Source organism: Variovorax sp. 54, from assembly GCF_002754375.1.
In the GTDB taxonomy this organism is placed as follows: domain Bacteria; phylum Pseudomonadota; class Gammaproteobacteria; order Burkholderiales; family Burkholderiaceae_C; genus Variovorax.
In genome coordinates this window covers 4,067,942-4,086,948 of the sequence record NZ_PEFF01000001.1, presented here as the reverse complement: position 1 = coordinate 4,086,948, position 19,007 = coordinate 4,067,942, and the positions used below count along the sequence as shown (strand labels likewise).

General features: G+C 68.7%; 21 protein-coding genes. 13 read left to right on the top strand and 8 right to left on the bottom strand.

Features of this window, described 5'->3' with window-relative positions; translation table 11 throughout:
• Positions 1-28: 28 nt before the first annotated feature.
• The 5 genes from CLU95_RS18885 to CLU95_RS18865 all read left to right on the top strand — a co-directional run bounded on the left by CLU95_RS18885 (position 29) and on the right by CLU95_RS18865 (position 4,464).
• A complete protein-coding gene (locus CLU95_RS18885) occupies positions 29-1,654 on the top strand; it encodes an NAD(P)/FAD-dependent oxidoreductase (RefSeq protein ID WP_099795025.1) in 1,626 nt (541 codons plus the stop codon).
• Between the two features lie 2 nt (positions 1,655-1,656).
• A complete protein-coding gene (locus tag CLU95_RS18880; RefSeq protein WP_099795024.1) occupies positions 1,657-2,205 on the top strand; it encodes a VUT family protein in 549 nt (182 codons plus the stop codon).
• Positions 2,206-2,316: 111 nt separating this feature from the next.
• Positions 2,317-3,333, top strand: a complete 1,017-nt coding sequence (locus tag CLU95_RS18875) for a ProQ/FinO family protein (RefSeq protein ID WP_099795023.1) — start codon at positions 2,317-2,319, stop codon at positions 3,331-3,333.
• Positions 3,334-3,511: 178 nt separating this feature from the next.
• A complete protein-coding gene (locus tag CLU95_RS18870) occupies positions 3,512-3,922 on the top strand; it encodes a hypothetical protein (RefSeq protein ID WP_257214667.1) in 411 nt (136 codons plus the stop codon).
• Positions 3,919-4,464: a hypothetical protein gene (locus CLU95_RS18865; protein WP_099795021.1), complete on the top strand. Its 546-nt coding sequence runs from the start codon at positions 3,919-3,921 to the stop codon at positions 4,462-4,464. The genes CLU95_RS18870 and CLU95_RS18865 overlap by 4 nt, the downstream gene beginning before the upstream one ends.
• A gap of 100 nt (positions 4,465-4,564) precedes the next feature.
• On the opposite strand, the gene htpX is transcribed toward CLU95_RS18865, so the two are convergent.
• The 8 genes from htpX to CLU95_RS18825 all read right to left on the bottom strand — a co-directional run bounded on the left by htpX (position 4,565) and on the right by CLU95_RS18825 (position 12,293).
• Positions 4,565-5,437 carry a protease HtpX gene (htpX, locus tag CLU95_RS18860; protein WP_056575841.1) on the bottom strand — a complete coding sequence of 291 codons (873 nt, stop codon included), beginning with the start codon at positions 5,435-5,437 and terminating at the stop codon, positions 4,565-4,567.
• Between the two features lie 158 nt (positions 5,438-5,595).
• Positions 5,596-7,911: an IgaA/UmoB family intracellular growth attenuator gene (locus CLU95_RS18855; RefSeq protein WP_099795020.1), complete on the bottom strand. Its 2,316-nt coding sequence runs from the start codon at positions 7,909-7,911 to the stop codon at positions 5,596-5,598.
• A gap of 93 nt (positions 7,912-8,004) precedes the next feature.
• Positions 8,005-8,802, bottom strand: a complete 798-nt coding sequence (locus tag CLU95_RS18850; RefSeq protein ID WP_099795019.1) for a DUF3025 domain-containing protein — start codon at positions 8,800-8,802, stop codon at positions 8,005-8,007.
• Positions 8,778-9,602 (bottom strand): NYN domain-containing protein, encoded by an 825-nt coding sequence (locus CLU95_RS18845; RefSeq protein ID WP_099795018.1) that lies wholly within the window; start codon positions 9,600-9,602, stop codon positions 8,778-8,780. The genes CLU95_RS18850 and CLU95_RS18845 overlap by 25 nt, the downstream gene beginning before the upstream one ends.
• Positions 9,599-10,630, bottom strand: a complete 1,032-nt coding sequence (gene pyrC / locus CLU95_RS18840; RefSeq protein ID WP_099795017.1) for a dihydroorotase — start codon at positions 10,628-10,630, stop codon at positions 9,599-9,601. The genes CLU95_RS18845 and pyrC overlap by 4 nt, the downstream gene beginning before the upstream one ends.
• 37 nt (positions 10,631-10,667) lie before the next feature.
• A complete protein-coding gene (locus CLU95_RS18835) occupies positions 10,668-11,189 on the bottom strand; it encodes an RNA polymerase sigma factor (RefSeq protein WP_099795016.1) in 522 nt (173 codons plus the stop codon).
• A gap of 2 nt (positions 11,190-11,191) precedes the next feature.
• Positions 11,192-11,401 (bottom strand): YgaP family membrane protein, encoded by a 210-nt coding sequence (locus CLU95_RS18830; protein WP_099795015.1) that lies wholly within the window; start codon positions 11,399-11,401, stop codon positions 11,192-11,194.
• Between the two features lie 148 nt (positions 11,402-11,549).
• Positions 11,550-12,293 carry a peptidoglycan-binding protein gene (locus CLU95_RS18825; RefSeq protein WP_180288641.1) on the bottom strand — a complete coding sequence of 248 codons (744 nt, stop codon included), beginning with the start codon at positions 12,291-12,293 and terminating at the stop codon, positions 11,550-11,552.
• A gap of 175 nt (positions 12,294-12,468) precedes the next feature.
• Between CLU95_RS18825 and CLU95_RS18820 the strand changes: the two genes are divergently transcribed.
• The 8 genes from CLU95_RS18820 (at position 12,469) to CLU95_RS18790 (ending at position 18,990) form a co-directional block, all read left to right on the top strand.
• Positions 12,469-12,810: a Rieske (2Fe-2S) protein gene (locus tag CLU95_RS18820; protein WP_099795013.1), complete on the top strand. Its 342-nt coding sequence runs from the start codon at positions 12,469-12,471 to the stop codon at positions 12,808-12,810.
• Between the two features lie 47 nt (positions 12,811-12,857).
• Positions 12,858-13,100, top strand: coding sequence for a hypothetical protein (locus CLU95_RS18815; RefSeq protein ID WP_099797379.1), 243 nt, complete (start codon positions 12,858-12,860; stop codon positions 13,098-13,100).
• 39 nt (positions 13,101-13,139) lie between these two features.
• Positions 13,140-13,274, top strand: a complete 135-nt coding sequence (locus CLU95_RS31175; RefSeq protein WP_257214666.1) for a hypothetical protein — start codon at positions 13,140-13,142, stop codon at positions 13,272-13,274.
• 88 nt (positions 13,275-13,362) lie between these two features.
• Entirely contained in the window at positions 13,363-15,024 is a 1,662-nt protein-coding gene (locus CLU95_RS18810; protein WP_099795012.1) for an ABC transporter substrate-binding protein, read from the top strand.
• 34 nt (positions 15,025-15,058) lie between these two features.
• Positions 15,059-16,012 carry an ABC transporter permease gene (locus CLU95_RS18805; protein ID WP_099795011.1) on the top strand — a complete coding sequence of 318 codons (954 nt, stop codon included), beginning with the start codon at positions 15,059-15,061 and terminating at the stop codon, positions 16,010-16,012.
• A gap of 23 nt (positions 16,013-16,035) precedes the next feature.
• Positions 16,036-16,938: an ABC transporter permease gene (locus tag CLU95_RS18800; protein ID WP_099795010.1), complete on the top strand. Its 903-nt coding sequence runs from the start codon at positions 16,036-16,038 to the stop codon at positions 16,936-16,938.
• A 4-nt stretch (positions 16,939-16,942) separates the two neighbouring features.
• Positions 16,943-17,983, top strand: coding sequence for an ABC transporter ATP-binding protein (locus CLU95_RS18795; protein ID WP_099795009.1), 1,041 nt, complete (start codon positions 16,943-16,945; stop codon positions 17,981-17,983).
• Positions 17,980-18,990 (top strand): ABC transporter ATP-binding protein, encoded by a 1,011-nt coding sequence (locus CLU95_RS18790; RefSeq protein WP_257214665.1) that lies wholly within the window; start codon positions 17,980-17,982, stop codon positions 18,988-18,990. Before CLU95_RS18795 ends, CLU95_RS18790 begins: the two co-directional genes overlap by 4 nt.
• Positions 18,991-19,007: the final 17 nt, after the last annotated feature.

Below are 19,007 nucleotides of genomic sequence, written 5' to 3'. Positions count from 1 at the left end.
CTGCTTGATAACCACAAGCCACACCGACATGCTGCGAATCTCCGAACTCAAACTCCCGCTCGACCACGCGCCTGACGCGCTGGCCACCCTGATCGCCCGAACGCTCGACGTTCCGCCTGAAGCGATCGCCTCCCACACCGTCTACAAGCGCAGCTTCGACGCCCGCAAGGTCGACCTGCTCACGGTCTACATCTGCGACGTGCAACTGGCCGACGCGGCGCTCGAAGCCGCGCTGCTCGCCAAGCACGCCAGCCATCCGCACATCCAGCCCGCGCCCGACATGCGCTACACGCCGCCGGGCCATGCGCCCGCCGACGCGACGCGCCCCGTGGTGATCGGCTTCGGCCCCTGCGGCATCTTCGCGGCGCTGATGCTCGCGAAGATGGGCTTCAAGCCCATCGTGCTCGAACGCGGCAAGACCGTGCGCCAGCGCACCCGCGACACCTGGGGCCTGTGGCGCAAGAGCGTGCTCAACCCCGAGTCGAACGTGCAGTTCGGTGAAGGCGGCGCCGGCACCTTCTCGGACGGCAAGCTCTACAGCCAGATCAAGGACCCGCGCTTCCTCGGCCGCAAGGTGATGGAAGAGTTCGTGAAGGCGGGCGCGCCGCCCGAAATCTTGTACGTCGCGCACCCGCACATCGGCACCTTCAAGCTGGTGAAGGTGGTCGAGAACATCCGCGAACAGATCGTCGCGCTCGGCGGCGAGATCCGCTTCGAGCAGCGCGTGACCGACGTGCAGATCGAAGACGGCCACCTGCGAGGCCTCACCGTGCTCGACCAGACGACGGGCCAGAGCAGCGAACTGCGCGCCGACCACGTCGTGATGGCGCTGGGCCACAGCTCGCGCGACACCTTCGAGATGCTGCATGCACGCGGCGTGTACATCGAGGCCAAGCCCTTCTCGATCGGCTTTCGCGTGGAGCACCCGCAGGGCCTGATCGACCGCGCCCGCTGGGGCCGCCACGCGGGCCATCCGCTGCTCGGCGCGGCCGACTACAAGCTGGTGCACCACGCGAGCAACGGCCGCTCGGTCTACAGCTTCTGCATGTGCCCCGGCGGCACCGTGGTCGCGGCCACCAGCGAGCCGGGCCGCGTGGTCACCAACGGCATGAGCCAGTACTCGCGCAACGAACGCAACGCCAACGCGGGCATCGTGGTGGGCATCGACCCGAAGGACTTCCCCGGGGACGCGCTCGCAGGCATCGCCTTGCAGCGCCAGCTCGAAAGCAACGCCTACGTGCTCGGCGGCAGCAACTACCATGCGCCCGGCCAGCTGGTGGGCGACTTCATCGCCGGCAAGCCGTCGACCGCACTCGGCAGCATCATCCCGTCGTACAAGCCCGGCGTGACGCCGACCGACCTGCACCAGGCGTTGCCCGCCTACGCCATCGAGGCGATGCGCGAGGCCTTTCCCGCCTTCGGTCGCAAGATCAAGGGCTTCGACACGCATGACGCCGTGCTCACCGGCGTGGAAACGCGCACCTCGTCGCCCATCCGCATCACGCGCGGCGACGACCTCCAGAGCCTGAACGTGCGCGGCCTCTACCCGGCCGGCGAAGGCGCGAGCTACGCGGGCGGCATCCTGTCGGCCGGCGTGGACGGCATCAAGGTGGCCGAGGCCGTGGCGCGCAGCGTGCTCGGCACGGCGGTTTGACGATGCACTTCCACCGTCCCACCACCGGCCAGCTGGCCGTCGCCACGCTGGCGATGGCCGCCGTGGTGCTCGCGTCCAACATCCTGGTGCAGTTCGCGATCAACGACTGGCTCACCTGGGGCGCCTTCACCTACCCGGTGGCCTACCTCGTGAGCGATCTCGTCAACCGGCGCTTCGGCCCCGGCATGGCGCGGCGCGTGGCCTGGGTCGGCTTCGCGGTGGCCGTGGCGGTGTCGTTGCTGCTCGCACCGGCGCGCATCGCCGCCGCCTCGGGCCTGGCCTTCATTGCCTCACAGCTGCTCGACATCCGCGTGTTCGACCGCCTGCGCCGCGGCCTCTGGTGGCGCGCGCCGCTCGTGGCCACGGTGATCGCGGCCGTGCTCGACAGCATCGTCTTCTGGGGCATCGCCTTCGCAGGCACCGACGGCCCCTGGCTCACCTGGGCGCTCGGCGACCTGGGCGTGAAGCTCGGTGTCGGCGTGCTGATGCTGCTGCCGTTCCGGCTGCTGATCGGCCGGCAAGCCGCTGACCGAGGCGCTGCACGCGCATGACGATCCGCCCTGACAATACCCGCAGGATGTTCCGGCCGCGCTGACCGCGCGGGACCGGTTGTTCTTTTTCTTCCCTTTTCCATCCCTCGCGCCCATCGCCGAGCCTTCCGTATGACCGACGCATCCACCGCCGCCCCGAACACGAACTCGCGCAACGCACGGCGCCAGCGCCCGGACATGGCCGAGCAGCTGCAGCAGCTGAAGACCGGCGCGGGCCCCGACGCAGGCGCTGACGCGTCGGTCGCGCAACCCGCTTCCGAGCCACAGCAGCAACAGCAACGCCCGCCGCGGGCCAAGCAGCAGCAGCGCCCGCACGGGCAGCAGCAACCCCAGCAAGGGCGCAAGCCGCGCGGCCCGCAGCAGCCGCAACAGCAACAACAACCGGAAGCCCAGCGCGCACCGCGCAAGGTCAACCCGGTACTGGAACGCCTGTTCGCGCTGTACCCGCAGCTCTTCGGCGCGCGTTTCGTGCCGCTCAAGCTCGGCGTGTACGAAGAGCTGATTGCGCGCCATCCCGAAGACTTCAAGGCCGAAGACCTGAAGGTCGCGATGGGCCAGCATGCGCGTTCCACGCGCTACCTGGAGAGCGTGGCCGCCGGCCATGCGCGCCATGACCTCGACGGCAACGCGCTCGACCCGGTCGCGCCCGAGCACGTGCACCACGCCATCCTCGAGCTGCACCGCCGCCGCTCGCACCGCAACCCCGGCGAAGACCTGCGTCCGCAGCTGGTGACGCGCATCGCCAAGGCCATCGAAGCCTCGAACCTCGACCACGAGGCGTATGCCGTGCTGGTGCGCTCGCGCGACGCCAACACCAACGCCATCGTCGACGAAGCCCTGGCCGAACTCGCCCAGCAGGCCGCCAAGCGCGAAGCCCTGCTGCGCGCCTTCGAAGCCAGCGGCCGCAGCGAACAGGAGTTCGCCGACATGTACGGCATGAAGCCCGGCGACGTGACGCGCACGCTGCAGCGCGTGCGTGACGACAAGAAGCGGGCCGAGGCAGCGGCAGAAGCCGCCGCCGCTGCGGCCGCAGCGGCACCGGAAGCAGCACCAGAAGCTGCGCCGCAAGCCGCCGAATCCGCACCGGACGCGCCCGCGTCCGACGAGCCTGCCGCCACCGGCAATTGAACGCCCCGAAGCGCCCAGAAGGCTGCAACTGTGCAGTCCGACTGCGGCGCGGCGAATTTTTCGCTAGGGATCGGCGTTCAGGAAACGTTTCTACACATTTCCAGCTACATTCCTCCGGCCCATCCCGGGCGGAGGAGAAGTTAATTTGAAAAGAGTCATCAGGCTGCTTCTCGCAGTCGTGGCTGTTTCCGTGTTCGCGAGCGGCTGCGCGGTCAACCGCGCCACAGCCACCGTCGACCCCTCGGCGAATCTTGACAAGCTGCGCGTGGTGCAGGTCAGGAAGCTCGAGGGGGAAGACGGCACGCTCCAGAAGCTGATTGCGGGCAACCTGCGCAAACGCGGCTTCGAGGTCACGGAAGAAGCCAAGCCCCCCGAGCCAGTCGACGCTGTCGTCACCTACGTCGACAAGTGGATGTGGGACATCACCATGTACCTCGTCGAGCTCACCGTCACGGTCCGCGAACCCAAGTCCGACTACCCGTTGGCCACCGGCAATTCGCTCCACACCTCCCTCACACGCCTCTCGCCGCCCGAAATGGTCGATGAAGTGGTCGGCAACATCTTCAAAGAATCGGACAAAACCAAATGATCAACACCACCACCCTTCGCCGCGCAGGCGCCCTGGCCGTTCTCTCCATCGTCGTCGTGCTCGCAGGCTGCGCCTCGTCGGCCAACCGCGAGGCCATGACGCCCACCAGCATCGCCTCGAGCAAGAAGCTGCCCTACTCGGTGTCGGTGAAGACCGGCGGCGGCAACGAAACGAACCCGCTGTGGAGCTCGGACATCACCAACGAAGACCTGGGTGCCGCCATCGAGAAGTCGGTCACGCAGTCGGCCCTGTTCAAGGAAGTCGTCAAGGGCAAGAGCGGCGACTACGAGCTGTCGGTCTCGATCGTCAAGCTGACCAAGCCCATGTTCGGCGCCGCGTTCACGGTCGACATGGAAGCAGGCTGGTCGCTCATCAAGACCTCCGACAAGTCGGTCGCGATGCGCCAGGTCATCAAGTCGACCTACACGGGCGGCGCGTTCGACTCGCTCGTCGGAACGACCCGCCTGCGCATGTCGGTGGAAGGTGCCGCGCGCAACAACATCAAGCAAGGCCTGGAAGCTGTCTCGGCGCTCAACCTCTGAGGTCCCTGACTGAACGACACACCGTTCTTCGGTGAATGAAAAAGGGGCTGGTGAATCACCAGCCCCTTTTTCTTTGTGCCGCTGCGCGGTCTGTCTGTGCTCAGCGCGCGTTCTGCAGCGCCGCAATGCGCTCTTCGATCGGCGGGTGCGTGGCGAACAGCTTGCCCATCGCGCCCGTGATGCCCATGGCTTCGACCGCCTTCGGCAGTTCGCCGGCCGGCAGGCCGCCCAGGCGGGCGAGTGCGTTCATCATCGGCTGGCGGTTGCCCATGAGTGCGGCGGCGCCGGCGTCGGCGCGGAACTCGCGCTGGCGCGAGAACCAGGCCACCACGATCGCGGCGGCAAAACCGAGCACGATGTCCAGCACGATGGTGCTCACGTAGTAGCCGATGCCGGGGCCCGACGAGCGGTCGTCGCCGCGGCGCAGGAAGCTGTCGACCGCGTAGCCGATCACGCGCGAGAGGAACACGACAAACGTGTTCATCACGCCCTGGATCAGCGTCATGGTGACCATGTCGCCGTTGGCGATGTGCGCGACTTCGTGGCCGATGACGGCCTCGACCTCTTCGCGCGTCATGCCTTGCAGCAGGCCGGTGGACACGGCCACGAGCGACGAGTTCTTGAACGCGCCGGTGGCGAAGGCGTTGGGCTCGCCTTCGAAGATGCCGACCTCGGGCATGCCGATGCCGGCCTTGTCGGCGAACTTGCGCACGGTGCCGACGATCCAGGCCTCGTCGGGCGACTGGGGGTTGTCGATCATGCGCAGGCCGGCCGTCCACTTGGCCATGGGCTTGCTGATGAGCAGCGAGATGATCGCGCCGCCGAAGCCCATCACCAGCGCAAAGCCGAGCAGCGCCGTGAGGTTGAGCCCGTTGGCCGTGAGGAAGCGATTGACGCCGAGCAGGCTGGCGACCACGCCGAGCACCGCGACGACCATCACGTTGGTCAGGACAAACAGAAGGATACGTTTCAAGTTGAATTCTCCGTGGGGAAACTGCCACCTAGATAAGGGCCCGGGGAGCCCTCTTCAAGCCGCGCGCGGCGGGGAGGCCCTCGGTGTTGCATCCGGTGGAGCCATGATAGGAGCAAAAGTTCTGGCGCCCCGATATTCCCCGCCGGAGTCAAGGCCTGTCAGAAAAGGCCGCTGGTGCCCGGCGCCGGGCGGGTGGCGATGTCGGCGTCGAGCCGGGCGCGGCGGCGGCTGTCCTGCGTCCAGCGCAGCGCGAACAGCACGCCGTTGACCAGCACCAGCCCCGCGGCGAACAGCCACCACAGCACATGCGCGCCCGCCGCGGTCATGCGCGAGGCATCGAGGCTCGGGTCGATGCGCACCCACGGCGTGCCGGTGATGTCCTTGCCGCTGGCGGTGACCAGGCCTTCGAGCGTGAAGGGCTTCAGGCCTTCCGCCGTGGCGTTGCGCTGCAGGCGCGCCCAGCGGCCGAGCAAGGAACTGTCGGTGTCGTCTTCAGCGACATCGGCCGCGCCCGCGGTCGCGCCCGGCACATCGTCATTGCCCTCACCGGGCCGCTGCACCCGCGCGTCGCCGATGCGCGTGGGAGACGCCAGCAGCACGCCGCCCTGCGCGGGCACGATGGCCGGACGCGCGGCTTCGATCTTCGCGGCCACCACGCTGTCGACCGCTTGGGCCAGCGTACGCTGCACGGACGCCAGCTGCTGGCGCGACAGGATGAGGTCGGCGTTCTCCTGGCCCGCCGCCGCGCTCGTGGCCAGCGCCTGCCAGGTGCTCACGGGCGTGTCGACGCCGTCCTTGTCGACCGTGGCGTCGATGGCGCGCACGAGGTCGTGCTGCAGGCGCTCGCAGGCGGCGGGCGACAGGCCGGCGGCGTCCTTGCAGGCGGTGTCGATCATCGCCACCGAGCGGTCGAAGCCGCGCACGGTCAACGGCACGCTCTCGCGCGCACGGTAGGCCGCGAGCGGGTCGGCGGCCTGCCCGCCCATCTGCTGCATGCGCAGCATCGCGATCAGGCTGGCCATGGCGTGGTTCTCGGTGGCACGAAGGAAGCCGGACTCGGCGAGCGCCAGCACGCTGGGCGGGATGTCCAGCGCGGGGACGACGGGTGCGGTGCCGTTCCAGCGCACGGACGTGCAATCGATGACCGGCACGCCGCTGTTGGTGTGCGCTTCGGCACGGCCGCTCATGTCGATCTCGCACCGGCCTTGGCCCTCCATGCGCGCGCGGCTGCCCCACTGCGGCAGCTTGTCGGCGAGTTGCCCGGCATCGCCATAGGTGGCTGTGGCGCCGCCATTCGTGAGCCATTGCGCGGCGAGCGCAGCCTCGCCGCGCGGGTCGGGTGCCGACAGCGCGACCGCGCCGATAGCGAGCAGGCCGATGACCAGGTGCAGCAGGTGCCGGCCCCAGTACGCGGGCCGGAAACGCCGCCATTCTTCGGCCACCGACCACTTCGAACCGAAGCTCACGGCGCTGTAGTCGCTGGTGCGCAGCTCGGCGTCGATCACCTCGCCGTAAGGGACCGACGCTGTCTTGCGCCAATGCGAAGGCAACACCAGGCTCAGCTTGTCGCCGATGAACAGCCCCACGTTCTGGACCGACGCGTTGCTGGCGTTGACCACCGCAATCTGGTTGAGCATGCCGCGCACGCGGTTCACCGGTTGCGGTTGCCGCGCAGGCGCCGTCGCCGACGGGGTGCGCACGAACAGCCACGCGGCCCACAGGCCCGCAAGCCCGCCTGCGCCCATCAGGTAGACGCTCACCGCTTGCGTGGCATCCCAGGTGGCAACCCACAACAGCACGAAGGCAAGCAGCCAGGCGAAGGCCGAGGCCCAGCCGCCGCGCCCCATGCGGCTTGCGACCTCCTCGGGCGTTTCGGTGCGCTGGCTCAGGATGTCGACCTCGCCGCGCTGGTAGCGCGCATTCGGGTCGGTCGCAACGGATGCGGCCACGGCTTCGGGCATGGCCGCACCGGTGTCTGCTCCGACCTCGTCCAGCGACGGAAGTGCACCGATCTCGCCGCGCTTCCACTGCTGGTCCTGCGCCTGCTGGCGCTGCGCGCGCTGCCGGCCTTCGAGCAGATCGAAGCCGTTCAGGCGGATCACCACGGCGCACTTTCCGGCCAGCACCACCAGCGCCTGGTTGTGCGGCTCGATGTAGTCGATGGCGTCGTAAGGCAGCAGCACATCGACGTCGCCGATGGTGTCGTGCTCGGTGGACGAGCCCTGCGTCGACAGGCCATGGCGCAGGAACGCACCGCTGAGTTCGCGCACGTTGTCGTCGACCGTGAGCTTCTGCCCCATCAGGAAGGGCTGCAGCGCCGATTTTTCTTCGTCGGTGATGCGACGCAGCACCGGTGCATTGCGGAAGTCCTTCAGGGCACTCCGGTTGTCGGAGCGTCGCGACATGTAGACGATGAAGCTGTAGATCCCGTAAAGAATCAGCCCGACCTTGAGCACGATGATGATGGTGTCCATCTTTTTGGCCTCTCCCTTGGCATGTGAACGTATGGCGCGCGCGTGGCGCGCGATGCAATCGCCTGGCGAAGGGCCCTCCCGAGCCCGTGAACGCTAGCGCGACTTCGGCTCTGCCGACGCGCCCGGCAAGGGTCGGAAGACCTGCGGGTCGGCATAGAACGAAGCCGATGTATTTTCGACGCACCAGCCGGGCACGCCGAGCACCGGAATAGGAACGAAAGGCTTCGCTTCGAGCTGTTTCGCATCGATATTTCTCGCGATCGCCGCATCGTCGAGGGCGGCGGCGCCGGTCGCACGGTGCGTCAGCAGCACATGTGCGGTGATCGGCTTGCGCGGCGTCACCAGTTTTTCGAGCAGCGCATGGCCGAAGAGCAGCAGGCGCGCTTCGTGCCACAGGCTGCGCTGCGTGACGAACAACGCCTGCCAGTCGCGCGCCACCAGCGCCTCCCACAACGCAGGCGGCGCATTGAGCACGGCGCCGTTCTCGTCGAACAGCGTGAGCGCATCGCGCAGCGGCCCGCGCGTGGCGCCGACGCCGGCGCGTGCGATCTCGGTGGCCTGCAGTTCGTTGAGCCGGCGCTTGGTCTCGGGAAAGGCCAGCCAGGCGAGGCCGTTGAAGAAGTCGTGCAGGTTGTCGCGCGTGGGCACGGTGCGCGTGCGGAAGATGTGGGCCTCGTAGGCCTGGCCTTCGGGCAGCGCGTCCTGCGCGACGAAGTCGGGCACGGTCGGCGGCTTGGCCGCCTGCAGCGCGGCGGCGACGGTGCCGCTCTGTGCAATGGCCTGCGCCACGGCTTCGCCGGGGTCGCGGTACGGGGCCAGCCAGGGTGCGGCCCACTCGATGGCCGCGACCGCCGGCAGGGCCGAACTCAAGGCGCGGTCGCCCCCGTCCATCGGATGCGGTCGGGATGCTGCATCACCGCGAACTCGGCCGTGAGCTTGTCGAACAGCTTGAGCGAGCTGCCGCTCTTGCTGAGCAGGCCGGCGGTGCGCAGGGCCTTGGCCACGTCGTTGAGCGGCACGTCGGTGCCGCGGCGCAGCGCGGGCATGGCCTGCAGGATGAACTCGGCCGCTTCGGAGATTTCCGGCTGCTTCGGCGGTGGGGGCGGCGCGGCGGGCTTGGCCGTCTTGGCCGCCGTCTTGCGCGCGGTCTTGGCGGCCACCTTCTTCGCGGGTGCCGTCTTGGCAGCGGGCGTCTTCTTCGCTGCAGCGGTCGTCTTCTTGGCCGGCGCGGTGCGCACGGCCGGCTTCACGCCGTGGTGCGGAATGTCGATGAAGCTGTCGTAGACGCCGACGGTCTCTTCGCCGGTCTTGCCCTGCTGGCCGATGCCGCAGACGCGGCAGCCTTTTTCGCGCAGGCGGATCACGAGCGGCGCAAAGTCGGAGTCGGACGACACCAGCACGACCACGTCGGGCCGCTCGGCAATCACGAGGTCGATGGCATCGACGGCCAGCGCGATGTCGGTGCTGTTTTTGCCGGCCGACAGGTTCACCATCGGCCGCACCGACAGCCGCTTGAACAGCGCCTGCCGGTTCACGGCCATCTCGGCGTTGCAATAGGCACGGCGCACGTGGATGGCGCCGAAGTCTTCCATCGTGCGCTGTACGGCCTGCTCGATCACGTCGGCCGAGACGTTGTCGGCGTCGATCAGCAGCATCACGCGCAGCGACGACAGGGGCGCTGCCGGCGTCATGCGAGCTTCCAGTTCACGGTCTCGCCGCCGCGCAGCGGCTTGAGCGTGGCTTCGCCGTAGGGCACGGTCTCGGGCAGGGTCCAGGTTTCGCGCTTGAGCGTGACGGTGTCGGTGTGGCGCGGCAGGTCGTAGAAGTCGGGGCCGTGGAAGCTGGCAAAGCCCTCGAGCTTGTCGAGCGCGTTCACGCTGTCGAAGGCCTCGGCATACAGCTCGATGGCGGTGAGCGCGGTGTAGCAGCCGGCGCAGCCCAGTGCGTGCTCCTTCAGGTGCGCGGGGTGCGGCGCGCTGTCGGTGCCCAGGAAGAAGCGGTCGCTGCCGCTGGTGGCCGCCTCGACCAGCGCCACGCGATGCGTCTCGCGCTTGAGCACGGGCAGGCAGTAGTAGTGCGGGCGGATGCCACCGGTGAAGAGGGCGTTGCGGTTGTACAGCAGGTGGTGCGCCGTGATGGTGGCAGCCGTGAAGCGATCGGCATCGCGCACGTAGTGGGCGCCTTCCTTGGTGGTCAGGTGCTCGAACACCACCTTCAGCTCGGGGAAGTCGCGGCGCAATGGAATCATCACGCGGTCGACAAAGACGGCTTCGCGATCGAACAGGTCGACGGCGGGGTCGGTCACTTCGCCGTGCACCAGCAGCAGCAGGCCGTGCTTCTGCATGGCCTCGAGCGTCTTGTAGGTCTTGCGGATGTCGGTCACGCCGGCATCGCTGTTGGTGGTGGCGCCGGCCGGGTAGAGCTTGAGCGCGCGCACGCCGGCTTCGGCGGCCAGCGCGATTTCTTCGGGCGGCAGCTTGTCGGTCAGGTAGAGCGACATCACAGGCTCGAAGGACGTGCCCGCGGGCACGGCGGCGCGGATGCGGTCGCGGTAAGCCACGGCCTGTGCGGCAGTGGTCACGGGCGGACGCAGGTTCGGCATGATCAGCGCGCGGCCGAACTGGCGGGCGCTGTGGGGCACGACGGCTTCAAGGGCGGCGCCATCGCGCACGTGCAGGTGCCAGTCGTCTGGGCGGGTGATCGTGAGGGTGTCTGTCATGGCCCCGGGATTGTCGCATCGCCCCCGAGGCGAGCCACTACCCCAGCAGGTACTCGCGCACCAGCAGGCGCGCACGATGCAGCCGGCTCTTCACAGCACCCGTCGGCTCGTTGAAGCGTTCAGCGATCTCGGCGATGGTGAGTTCCTCGAAGTCGCGCAGCAGCACGACCTCGCGGTAGTGCGCCGGCAGCGATTCGAGCGCGTTGGCCAGGTCGATGCGCAGCGCGTCGTCGCTGCGGGCCGCGAGCTGGCGTTCGACCACGTCTTCGTCGAGCGCATCGTGGCGGAACATGGCGCGCTGCAGGCGCAGGCATTCGCGCCGGATGACGGTGAACAGCCACGACGAGAACGCCGCGGCCGCCTGCAGACCGCGCACCCGGCGTGCGACCACCAGCAACGACTCCTGCACGGCGTCGTCCACGTCGCTGGCCTGGCAGTGCCGGCGGGCGTAGCGGCGCGCGTCGGTCTGGCAGGCGGCGAGCAGGCCCTCGATGGCGACGGGGTCGCCGGTCTGCGCGGCCAGGATCAGGCAGGTGCGGTCGATGGTGGCGGTGGTCATGATCAGCGGCCCTTGTCGAGCTTGCGTCCGACCATCGCGCACATCGGGCAGAAGCCGACCAGCCCGGTGAGGGCCAGCATCGCGCCCATGAGGCCGACCGCGACGGCCAGCGCGTCCGCCGGCCAGTTCATGGCGGCGAAGGCGAGGCCGAGGAGGCCCATGGCGATGCGCAGGGCGCGTTCCCAGCCGGGGACATTCTTGACATAGAGCATGGTGGTTTCCTTCGATCCGTGACGTGTGAGTGCGGGGGAGCAGAACGCCCCTCCCGCATGGAAAGAGGCGATCACCCGCCGAAACGGTTCGCGGAAAGTCAGGATTTTTTCATGGCGTCGCGGCCACGCGCGTCCGCACGAGGCACAGCTACCGCTGGAACACCCCGCAGACGCGGTCGGCCACGGCCTGCATCCAGCGCACATGGCTGGTCGAGCTGCGCGCGCCCCGGCCCGGCGGCCAGGGGTCGAACACGCGCAGCGTGGTGCCGCCCCCGCCGGGGTCGTTGTCCCCGCGGATGCCCACGAGCACGACCATGTGGCCCGGCTGGCCGGCCGGCGCGCCGCCCTTGGCGCCCCAGCGCAGGTCGAACATCAGCGGCCCGGCGTGCAGCGCGGTGCGCAGCGCGGCGACGGTCCACGGGCCGTGAGGCCGCAGCGTGAGGCCGTGCGCGGCGGCGAAGCGGCGGTTGTCGTCGTCGTCATCGTGGCTGCCCGCCGCATGGCGGTCGCTGTCCACGTGGCGGCGCAGTGCGCCGTCGGCGCCCATCAGCTCGGAGGGCGTGCGCGCCAGCACGGTCTGCACGGTGGCGCGCGTGAGCATCGCCGTGGCGGCCGCCCAGCACAGCGCGTGCACGGGCTGCGGAATCAGCGCCACGGGGTGCAGCAGCGGTGCGTGGGTTTCGTTGTCGAAGGCCACGTTGCGGGTGCAGGGGCCGGCCTCGCCGTCCTCGCACAGCCAGTGCGCGGCCTGCAACCGCAGCACGGCCGCCCGGGTGACGGGGCCGTAGTCGCCATCGGGCGCGAGACCCGGGCTGGGTAGCAACTTGCGGTTCAGGGCCTCCTGCAGGCGACGGACATCGGCCCCGCGCCAGCCCTGTTTCAGCGTGCTCATCGGTGGGAATCCCCCTTGACACAAGGATGCACGGACGAAGGAATGCGAGCGGGTGCATTGTGGAAACGGCACGCTCCTGCGTCTATTGGTCGGATGACATAGCCGGAACATGTGATGACACGGGGGTTTCCCCGAAGCGGCAGCCCCGGCGGCGGACCTTGGTAGGCTCGCGCTCATGACAGCCGCGCCCGCCCCGACCGCACACCCCATCGCCACCGAACTCGCCGACGGCGGCCTTGCCGCCCTGTTCACCGCGCCCGGCGGCGCGCCGGCCTTCGCGGTGCGCTGGCAGGGCGCCGTGCACGGCTACCTGAACCAGTGCCCGCACGCGGGCGGTCCGCTCGATTTCGAAGGCCAGATCCTCGAAAGCTCGGGGCGCTACCTGATGTGCGCGCGGCACGGCGCGATCTTCGAGCCCGACACCGGGCGCTGCGTCGGCGGCCCCTGCCGGGGCACGCGCCTCACGCCGCTGGCGCTGCGCGAGGCGGCGGATGGCAGCGTGTGGCTGGCCGGCTGACGCCCTCGAGCGGCTACAGTCGCGACCTCTTCTTTCCGCCCTGCCCCATGCGCCGATTCGCTGCTTTCTTCGCCCTCGTTCCGGCCCTGCTCATCGTCGCGGGCTGCGTCTCGCGGCCCGCGCCGCGCGTCACCTTCCTGGCCGACGGCGTGTTCAAGTCGCCCACCGCGCAGGACGCCGAGAACTACTGCCGCAACTTCGGCGCGCCGATGCGCTTCTTGAGCAGCACGGTGTCGGAAGTAGCGGCAGAGGGCGTGCCGGCGGGGGAAGTCGTCTACCGCTGCGACTGAGCGTCGGCTTCCTCGGGCCGCACGACATCGTGCGCGCTGGTGTTCGACGAGATCGTGCAGCGCGGCGCGCGCACCACCGGCCTTACCTGGCACCTGGCGCGGCCGCCGATCGTGACGATCGTGAACGTGGGAGTCGAGGTGGGCCTGCGCTGCGCACGGCGCGAGATCGCCTGAGTCGACCAGGGGATATCCGTCGGCTGGCACATGTCGTGCTTGAGGGGTTTTCGTCCTTTCCGTCACCCCCCACCCACCGGAGTTCCATGTGAAGCGTGCTGCCCCCGCCCTGTCCCTGAAACCCCTGGCCGCCTGCGCGGCGCTCGCCGTCCTGGTTCTTGCATCGCCCGCTGCGCTGGCCCAGGAAAAAACACTGCGCATCGCCATGACCGCGGCCGACATTCCGCGCACCCTCGGCCAACCCGACCAGGGCTTCGAAGGCAACCGCTTCACCGGCATCCCGATCTACGACGCGCTCACGCAGTGGGACCTGTCGAAGGCCGACGCACCCAGCGTGCTGATTCCCGGGCTCTCCACGTCGTGGGCCGTCGATGCCAAGGACAAGACCAAGTGGGTCTTCAAGCTGCGCCCCGGCGTCAAGTTCCACGACGGCTCGGCCTTCAACGCCGACGCCGTGGTGTGGAACGTGCAGAAGGTGCTCGACAAGGAAGCGCCGCAGTTCGACGCCAGCCAGGTCGGCGTCACGGCCTCGCGCATGCCCACGCTCAAGTCCGCCCGCAAGATCGACGACATGACGGTCGAGCTCACCACCAGCGAGCCCGATGCCTTCCTGCCGATCAATCTCACGAACCTGTTCATGGCTTCGCCGGTGCACTGGCAGAAGAAGTTCGATGCCGCAGCCGGCGCCACGCCCGCCGACAAGGCCAAGGCCGCCTGGACCGCCTTTGCCGCCGACCCGGCCGGCTCGGGCCCGTTCAAGGTCACGCGCTTCGTCGCGCGCGAACGCCTCGAACTTGCGGCCAACAAGACCTACTGGGACGCCAAACGCACGCCGAAGATCGACAAGGTCGTGATGATTCCGATGCCTGAAGCCAACGCGCGCACCGCCGCGCTGCTGGGCGGGCAGGTCGACTGGATCGAGGCGCCCGCACCCGATTCCATGGCGCAGATCACGCAGCGCGGCTTCAAGATCTATTCGAACGCGCAGCCGCATGTGTGGCCGTGGCAGCTGTCGTTCGCCGAAGGCTCGCCCTGGCTCGACAAGCGCGTGCGCCAGGCCGCCAACCTGTGCATCGACCGCGGCGGCATGAAGCAGCTGCTGGGCGGCATGATGGCCGAGCCCAAGGGCACGGTGCCACCGGGCCACCCGTGGTTCGGCAAGCCCACCTTCGACATCAGGTACGACGTGAAGGCCGCGCAGGCGCTGATGACGCAAGCCGGCTACTCGGCCGCCAAGCCGATCAAGGTGAAGGTGCAGATCTCGGCCTCGGGCTCGGGCCAGATGCAGCCGCTGCCGATGAACGAATTTGCGCAGCAGTCGCTCAAGCAGTGCTACTTCGACGTGCAGTTCGACGTCATCGAATGGAACACGCTCTTCACCAACTGGCGCAAGGGCGCGAAGGACCCGTCGGCCAACGGCGCCAACGCGGTCAACATCAGCTTCGCGGCGATGGACCCGTTCTTCGCGATGGTGCGCTTCGTGAGCACCAAGGCCTTCCCGCCGGTGTCGAACAACTGGGGCTACTACGGCAACGCCGAGGTCGACAAGCTCGTGGCCGATGCGCGCACCAGCTTCGACGACAAGGCGCGCGACGCTGCGCTTGCGAAGCTGCACACGCACATCGTGGACGACGCGCCCTTCGTGTGGATCGCGCACGACGTGGGCCCGCGCGCACTCTCGCCCAAGGTCAAGAACGTGGTGCAGCCCAAGAGCTGGTTCATCGACATCGCGACCATGACGATGGACTGATCGCCTCCTGCAGCCAGCCACGAGCCAGCCACCCATGTTCGCCTACCTCCTGCGCCGCGTGATCTACGCCTTGCCGATCATGATCGGCGTGGCCCTCGTGTGCTTCCTGCTCGTGCACATCGCGCCCGGCGATCCGCTGGTGTCCATCCTCCCGCCCGACGCCTCGGCGGACCTGCAGGCGCAACTGCGCGAGCTCTACGGCTTCAACCGCTCGCTGCCCGAGCAGTTCGCGCTGTGGGTCTGGCGCGCACTGCACGGCGACCTGGGCGTGTCCATCGCCAGCAACCGCGCGGTGGCCGGCGAGGTCTTCACCGCCGTGGGCAACACGCTGCGCCTGGCGGTGGTGGCCACCTTCATCGGCTTCGTGCTGGGTTGCCTCTTCGGCTTCGTGGCGGGTTACTTCCGCAACTCGTGGGTCGACCGCCTCGCCTCGATGCTCTCGGTGCTCGGCGTGAGCGTGCCGCACTACTGGCTGGGCATGGTGATGGTGATCGTGTTCTCGTCGCAGCTCATGTGGCTGCCGGCCACGGGCGCGGGCCCGAGCGGTTCGGGCGACTGGGCCTGGGACTGGGAACACCTGCAGTTCCTGCTGCTGCCGGCGCTCACGATGTCGGTCATTCCCATGGGCATCATCGCGCGCACCGTGCGTGCGCTGGTGGCCGACATCCTCGACCAGGAATTCATCGTGGGCCTGCGCGCCAAGGGGCTCACCCATTTCGGCGTGTTCCGCCACATGGTGAAGAACGCCGCGCCCACGGCGCTGGCGGTGATGGGCCTGCAACTGGGCTACCTGCTGGGCGGCTCGATCCTGATCGAGACCGTGTTCTCGTGGCCCGGCACCGGCTTCCTGCTGAACTCGGCGATCTTCCAGCGCGACCTGCCGCTGCTGCAGGGAACGATCCTGGTGCTGGCGCTGTTCTTCGTCGTGCTCAACCTGCTGGTCGATGTATTGCAGACGCTGCTCGATCCGCGCATCGCGCGCGCCTGAAGAGAGAAGAAAGCCGCAACACCATGTCCACTGTGCTCGCTTCTTCTCCCACTGCCGCAGCCGTCGAACCGCTGCCGGCCCAGCGCTCGCGCGGCTACTGGGCCTCGGTCTGGCTGCGCTTGCGGCGCGACCCGGTCGCGGTCGGCGCCGCCGTCGTCGTGCTGGTGCTCATCGCGCTCGCGCTGTTCGGTCCGTGGCTCGCACCGTCCGACCCGTACCAGTCGTCGATGCTCAAGCGCCTCAAGCCCATCGGCACCGAGGGCCTGCCCCTCGGCAGCGACGAACTGGGCCGCGACATGCTCTCTCGGCTGATCGTCGGCGCGCGGCTGTCGCTCTTCATCGGCATCACGCCGGTGCTCTGCGCCTTCGTGTTGGGCACGGTCATCGGCATCGTCGCGGGCTATGCGGGTGGCATCACCAACACGCTGATCATGCGCACGATCGACGTGTTCTACGCGTTCCCCTCGGTGCTGCTGGCCATCGCCCTCTCGGGCACGCTGGGCGCGGGCGTGGTCAATTCGCTGATCTCACTGACCATCGTGTTCATTCCGCAGATCGCGCGCGTGGCCGAAAGCGTGACCACGCAGGTGCGCACCCGCGACTACGTGGAAGCGGCACGCGCCTCGGGCGCCAGCCCCTTCACCATCGTGCGGGTGCATGTGCTGGGCAATGTGCTCGGACCGATCTTCGTCTACGCCACCAGCCTCATCGCGGTGTCGATGATCCTGGCCTCGGGCCTGTCGTTCCTCGGCCTGGGCGTGAAGCCACCGGAACCCGAGTGGGGCCTGATGCTCAACACGCTGCGCACGGCGATCTACGCGCAGCCGTGGGTGGCGGCGCTGCCGGGCGTGATGATCTTCATCACCTCGATTTCCTTCAACCTGCTTTCCGACGGCCTGCGTTCGGCGATGGACAACAAGGGGTGAGGCCATGGACGCACTGAAAGACATCGGCGGCCCGGCACAGCCGCTCCTGACCATCACCGGCCTGGTCAAGCATTTCCCGCTGAAGAAAGACCCGCTCGGCCGCGGCGGCGGCGTGGTGCGCGCCGTGGACGGCGTGGACTTCGAAGTCATGAAGGGCGAAACGCTCGGTGTGGTCGGCGAATCCGGCTGCGGCAAATCGACCACCGCGCGCCTCCTGATGCAGCTGATCGAGCCCACGCGTGGCGAGGTGGTGTTCGACGGCCGCGAAGTCGGCAGCCGCGACCTGCCGCTCAAGGAGTTCCGCCGCCAGGTGCAGATGGTGTTCCAGGACAGCTACGCCTCGCTCAACCCGCGCCTCACCATCGAGGACTCGGTGGCCTTCGGGCCGCAGGTGCACGGCGTGTCGCGGCGCGAGGCGGTGGCGCGGGCGCGCGACCTGCTCGCGCGCGTCGGGCTGTCGCCGCAGCGCTTTGCCGAGCGCTACCCGCATGAGCTTTCCGGTGGCCAGCGGCAGCGCGTGAACATCGCGCGGGCGCTGGCGCTGCAACCGCGCATGGTGATCCTCGACGAGGCGGTGTCGGCACTCGACAAGTCGGTGGAAGCCCAAGTCATCAATCTGCTGCTCGACCTGAAGACCGAGTTCGGCCTGACCTACGTCTTCATCAGCCACGACCTCAACGTGGTGCGCTACGTGAGCGACCGCGTGATGGTGATGTACCTCGGCCAGGTGGCCGAGATCGGGCCCGCCGATGCGCTGTACGAAGCGCCCGCGCATCCCTATACGCGCGCGCTGCTGTCCTCGATGCCGTCGATGGACCCCGACAACCGCACCGAAGAAGCCGCGCTTGCTGGCGATCCGCCGAACCCGATCAACCCGCCCACGGGCTGCCGCTTTCATCCGCGCTGCGCGCTCGCCGCACCGGTGTGCAGCAAGGTCGTGCCCGAACGCATCGTCACCGGCTCGCAGCATGCGGTGAGCTGTCTGATCCACGAAACGGGCAGCGGGCATCCGATGGCCACTGAAGCCCGGAGAGAAGCAGCATGAGCGACAACAACGAACCGATGGTCCGGCTGCGCGACCTCAGCGTCACCTTCAGCGGCGGCCGCAAGCCCGTGCATGCCGTCAGCGGCGTGAGCCTCGAAGTGCAGCGCGGCGAGGTGGTCGCGTTGATCGGCGAATCGGGCTCGGGCAAGAGCGTGACCATGCGCACCCTGCTGCGCCTGCACCCCGAGCGCCGCACGCGCATGGGCGGCCAGGTGCAGGTGGCGGGCTGCGACGTGCTCGCGATGTCGCAGCGCGAACTGGCCGACTTCCGCGGCAAGGTCGCGTCGATGATCTTCCAGGAGCCGCTGCTGGCGCTCGACCCGGTGTACTCGGTGGGCGCGCAGATCGTCGAGTCGATCCGCCGCCATGAATCCGTCAGTCAGGCCGAGGCGCAACAGCGCGCGCTGGCGCTGTTCGAACGCGTGCGCATTCCGAGCCCCGAACGGCGGCTCGAGGCCTATCCGCACGAGATGTCCGGCGGCATGCGCCAGCGCGCCATGATCGCGCTCGCCCTCGCCTGCAAGCCGCAGCTGCTGCTGGCCGACGAGCCAACCACGGCGCTCGACGCCACGGTGCAGATCCAGATCCTGCTGCTGCTGCGCGAACTGCAGCGCGACTTGGGGCTGTCGGTGATCTTCGTCACGCACGACATCGGTGCCGCCGTCGAAGTGGCCGACCGCATCGCCGTGATGTATGCGGGCCGCATCGTCGAGGAAGGCACGGCCCGCGAGCTGATCCGCTCGCCGCGCCATCCGTACACCATCGCGCTGCTCAAGAGTCGCGCGCACGGCGCACTGGCGCGCGGCACGCGGCTGGAAACCATTGGCGGCGCACCGCCCGATCTTTCCGCACTGCCGCCCGGCTGCGCCTTCGCCGAGCGCTGCGCGCTGGCCAGCGATGCCTGCCGCGCCGCACAACCGCCCGTGGTCGAGCTGGCGCCGAACCACCGTGTGCGCTGCATCCATACGGATGCCGCAGCGGCCATCGCGCCCGTGCTGGTCGCCTGAACCTTCCACCCTTTCCA

Bases quoted from the DNA above. Each gene is read 5' to 3' on its own strand.
- CLU95_RS18825 (WP_180288641.1), bottom strand. From the start codon at position 12,293: ATGAGCACGCTGAAACAGGGCTGGCGCGGGGCCGATGTCCGTCGCCTG.
- CLU95_RS18875 (WP_099795023.1), top strand. From the start codon at position 2,317: ATGACCGACGCATCCACCGCCGCCCCGAACACGAACTCGCGCAACGCA.
- CLU95_RS18850 (WP_099795019.1), bottom strand. From the start codon at position 8,802: ATGGACGGGGGCGACCGCGCCTTGAGTTCGGCCCTGCCGGCGGTCGCG.
- pyrC (WP_099795017.1), bottom strand. From the start codon at position 10,630: ATGACAGACACCCTCACGATCACCCGCCCAGACGACTGGCACCTGCAC.
- CLU95_RS18800 (WP_099795010.1), top strand. From the start codon at position 16,036: ATGTCCACTGTGCTCGCTTCTTCTCCCACTGCCGCAGCCGTCGAACCG.
- CLU95_RS18790 (WP_257214665.1), top strand. From the start codon at position 17,980: ATGAGCGACAACAACGAACCGATGGTCCGGCTGCGCGACCTCAGCGTC.
- CLU95_RS18795 (WP_099795009.1), top strand. From the start codon at position 16,943: ATGGACGCACTGAAAGACATCGGCGGCCCGGCACAGCCGCTCCTGACC.
- CLU95_RS18845 (WP_099795018.1), bottom strand. From the start codon at position 9,602: ATGACGCCGGCAGCGCCCCTGTCGTCGCTGCGCGTGATGCTGCTGATC.
- CLU95_RS18885 (WP_099795025.1), top strand. From the start codon at position 29: ATGCTGCGAATCTCCGAACTCAAACTCCCGCTCGACCACGCGCCTGAC.
- CLU95_RS18835 (WP_099795016.1), bottom strand. From the start codon at position 11,189: ATGACCACCGCCACCATCGACCGCACCTGCCTGATCCTGGCCGCGCAG.
- CLU95_RS18880 (WP_099795024.1), top strand. From the start codon at position 1,657: ATGCACTTCCACCGTCCCACCACCGGCCAGCTGGCCGTCGCCACGCTG.
- CLU95_RS18865 (WP_099795021.1), top strand. From the start codon at position 3,919: ATGATCAACACCACCACCCTTCGCCGCGCAGGCGCCCTGGCCGTTCTC.
- CLU95_RS18815 (WP_099797379.1), top strand. From the start codon at position 12,858: ATGCGCCGATTCGCTGCTTTCTTCGCCCTCGTTCCGGCCCTGCTCATC.
- CLU95_RS18820 (WP_099795013.1), top strand. From the start codon at position 12,469: ATGACAGCCGCGCCCGCCCCGACCGCACACCCCATCGCCACCGAACTC.
- CLU95_RS18830 (WP_099795015.1), bottom strand. From the start codon at position 11,401: ATGCTCTATGTCAAGAATGTCCCCGGCTGGGAACGCGCCCTGCGCATC.
- CLU95_RS18805 (WP_099795011.1), top strand. From the start codon at position 15,059: ATGTTCGCCTACCTCCTGCGCCGCGTGATCTACGCCTTGCCGATCATG.
- CLU95_RS18855 (WP_099795020.1), bottom strand. From the start codon at position 7,911: ATGGACACCATCATCATCGTGCTCAAGGTCGGGCTGATTCTTTACGGG.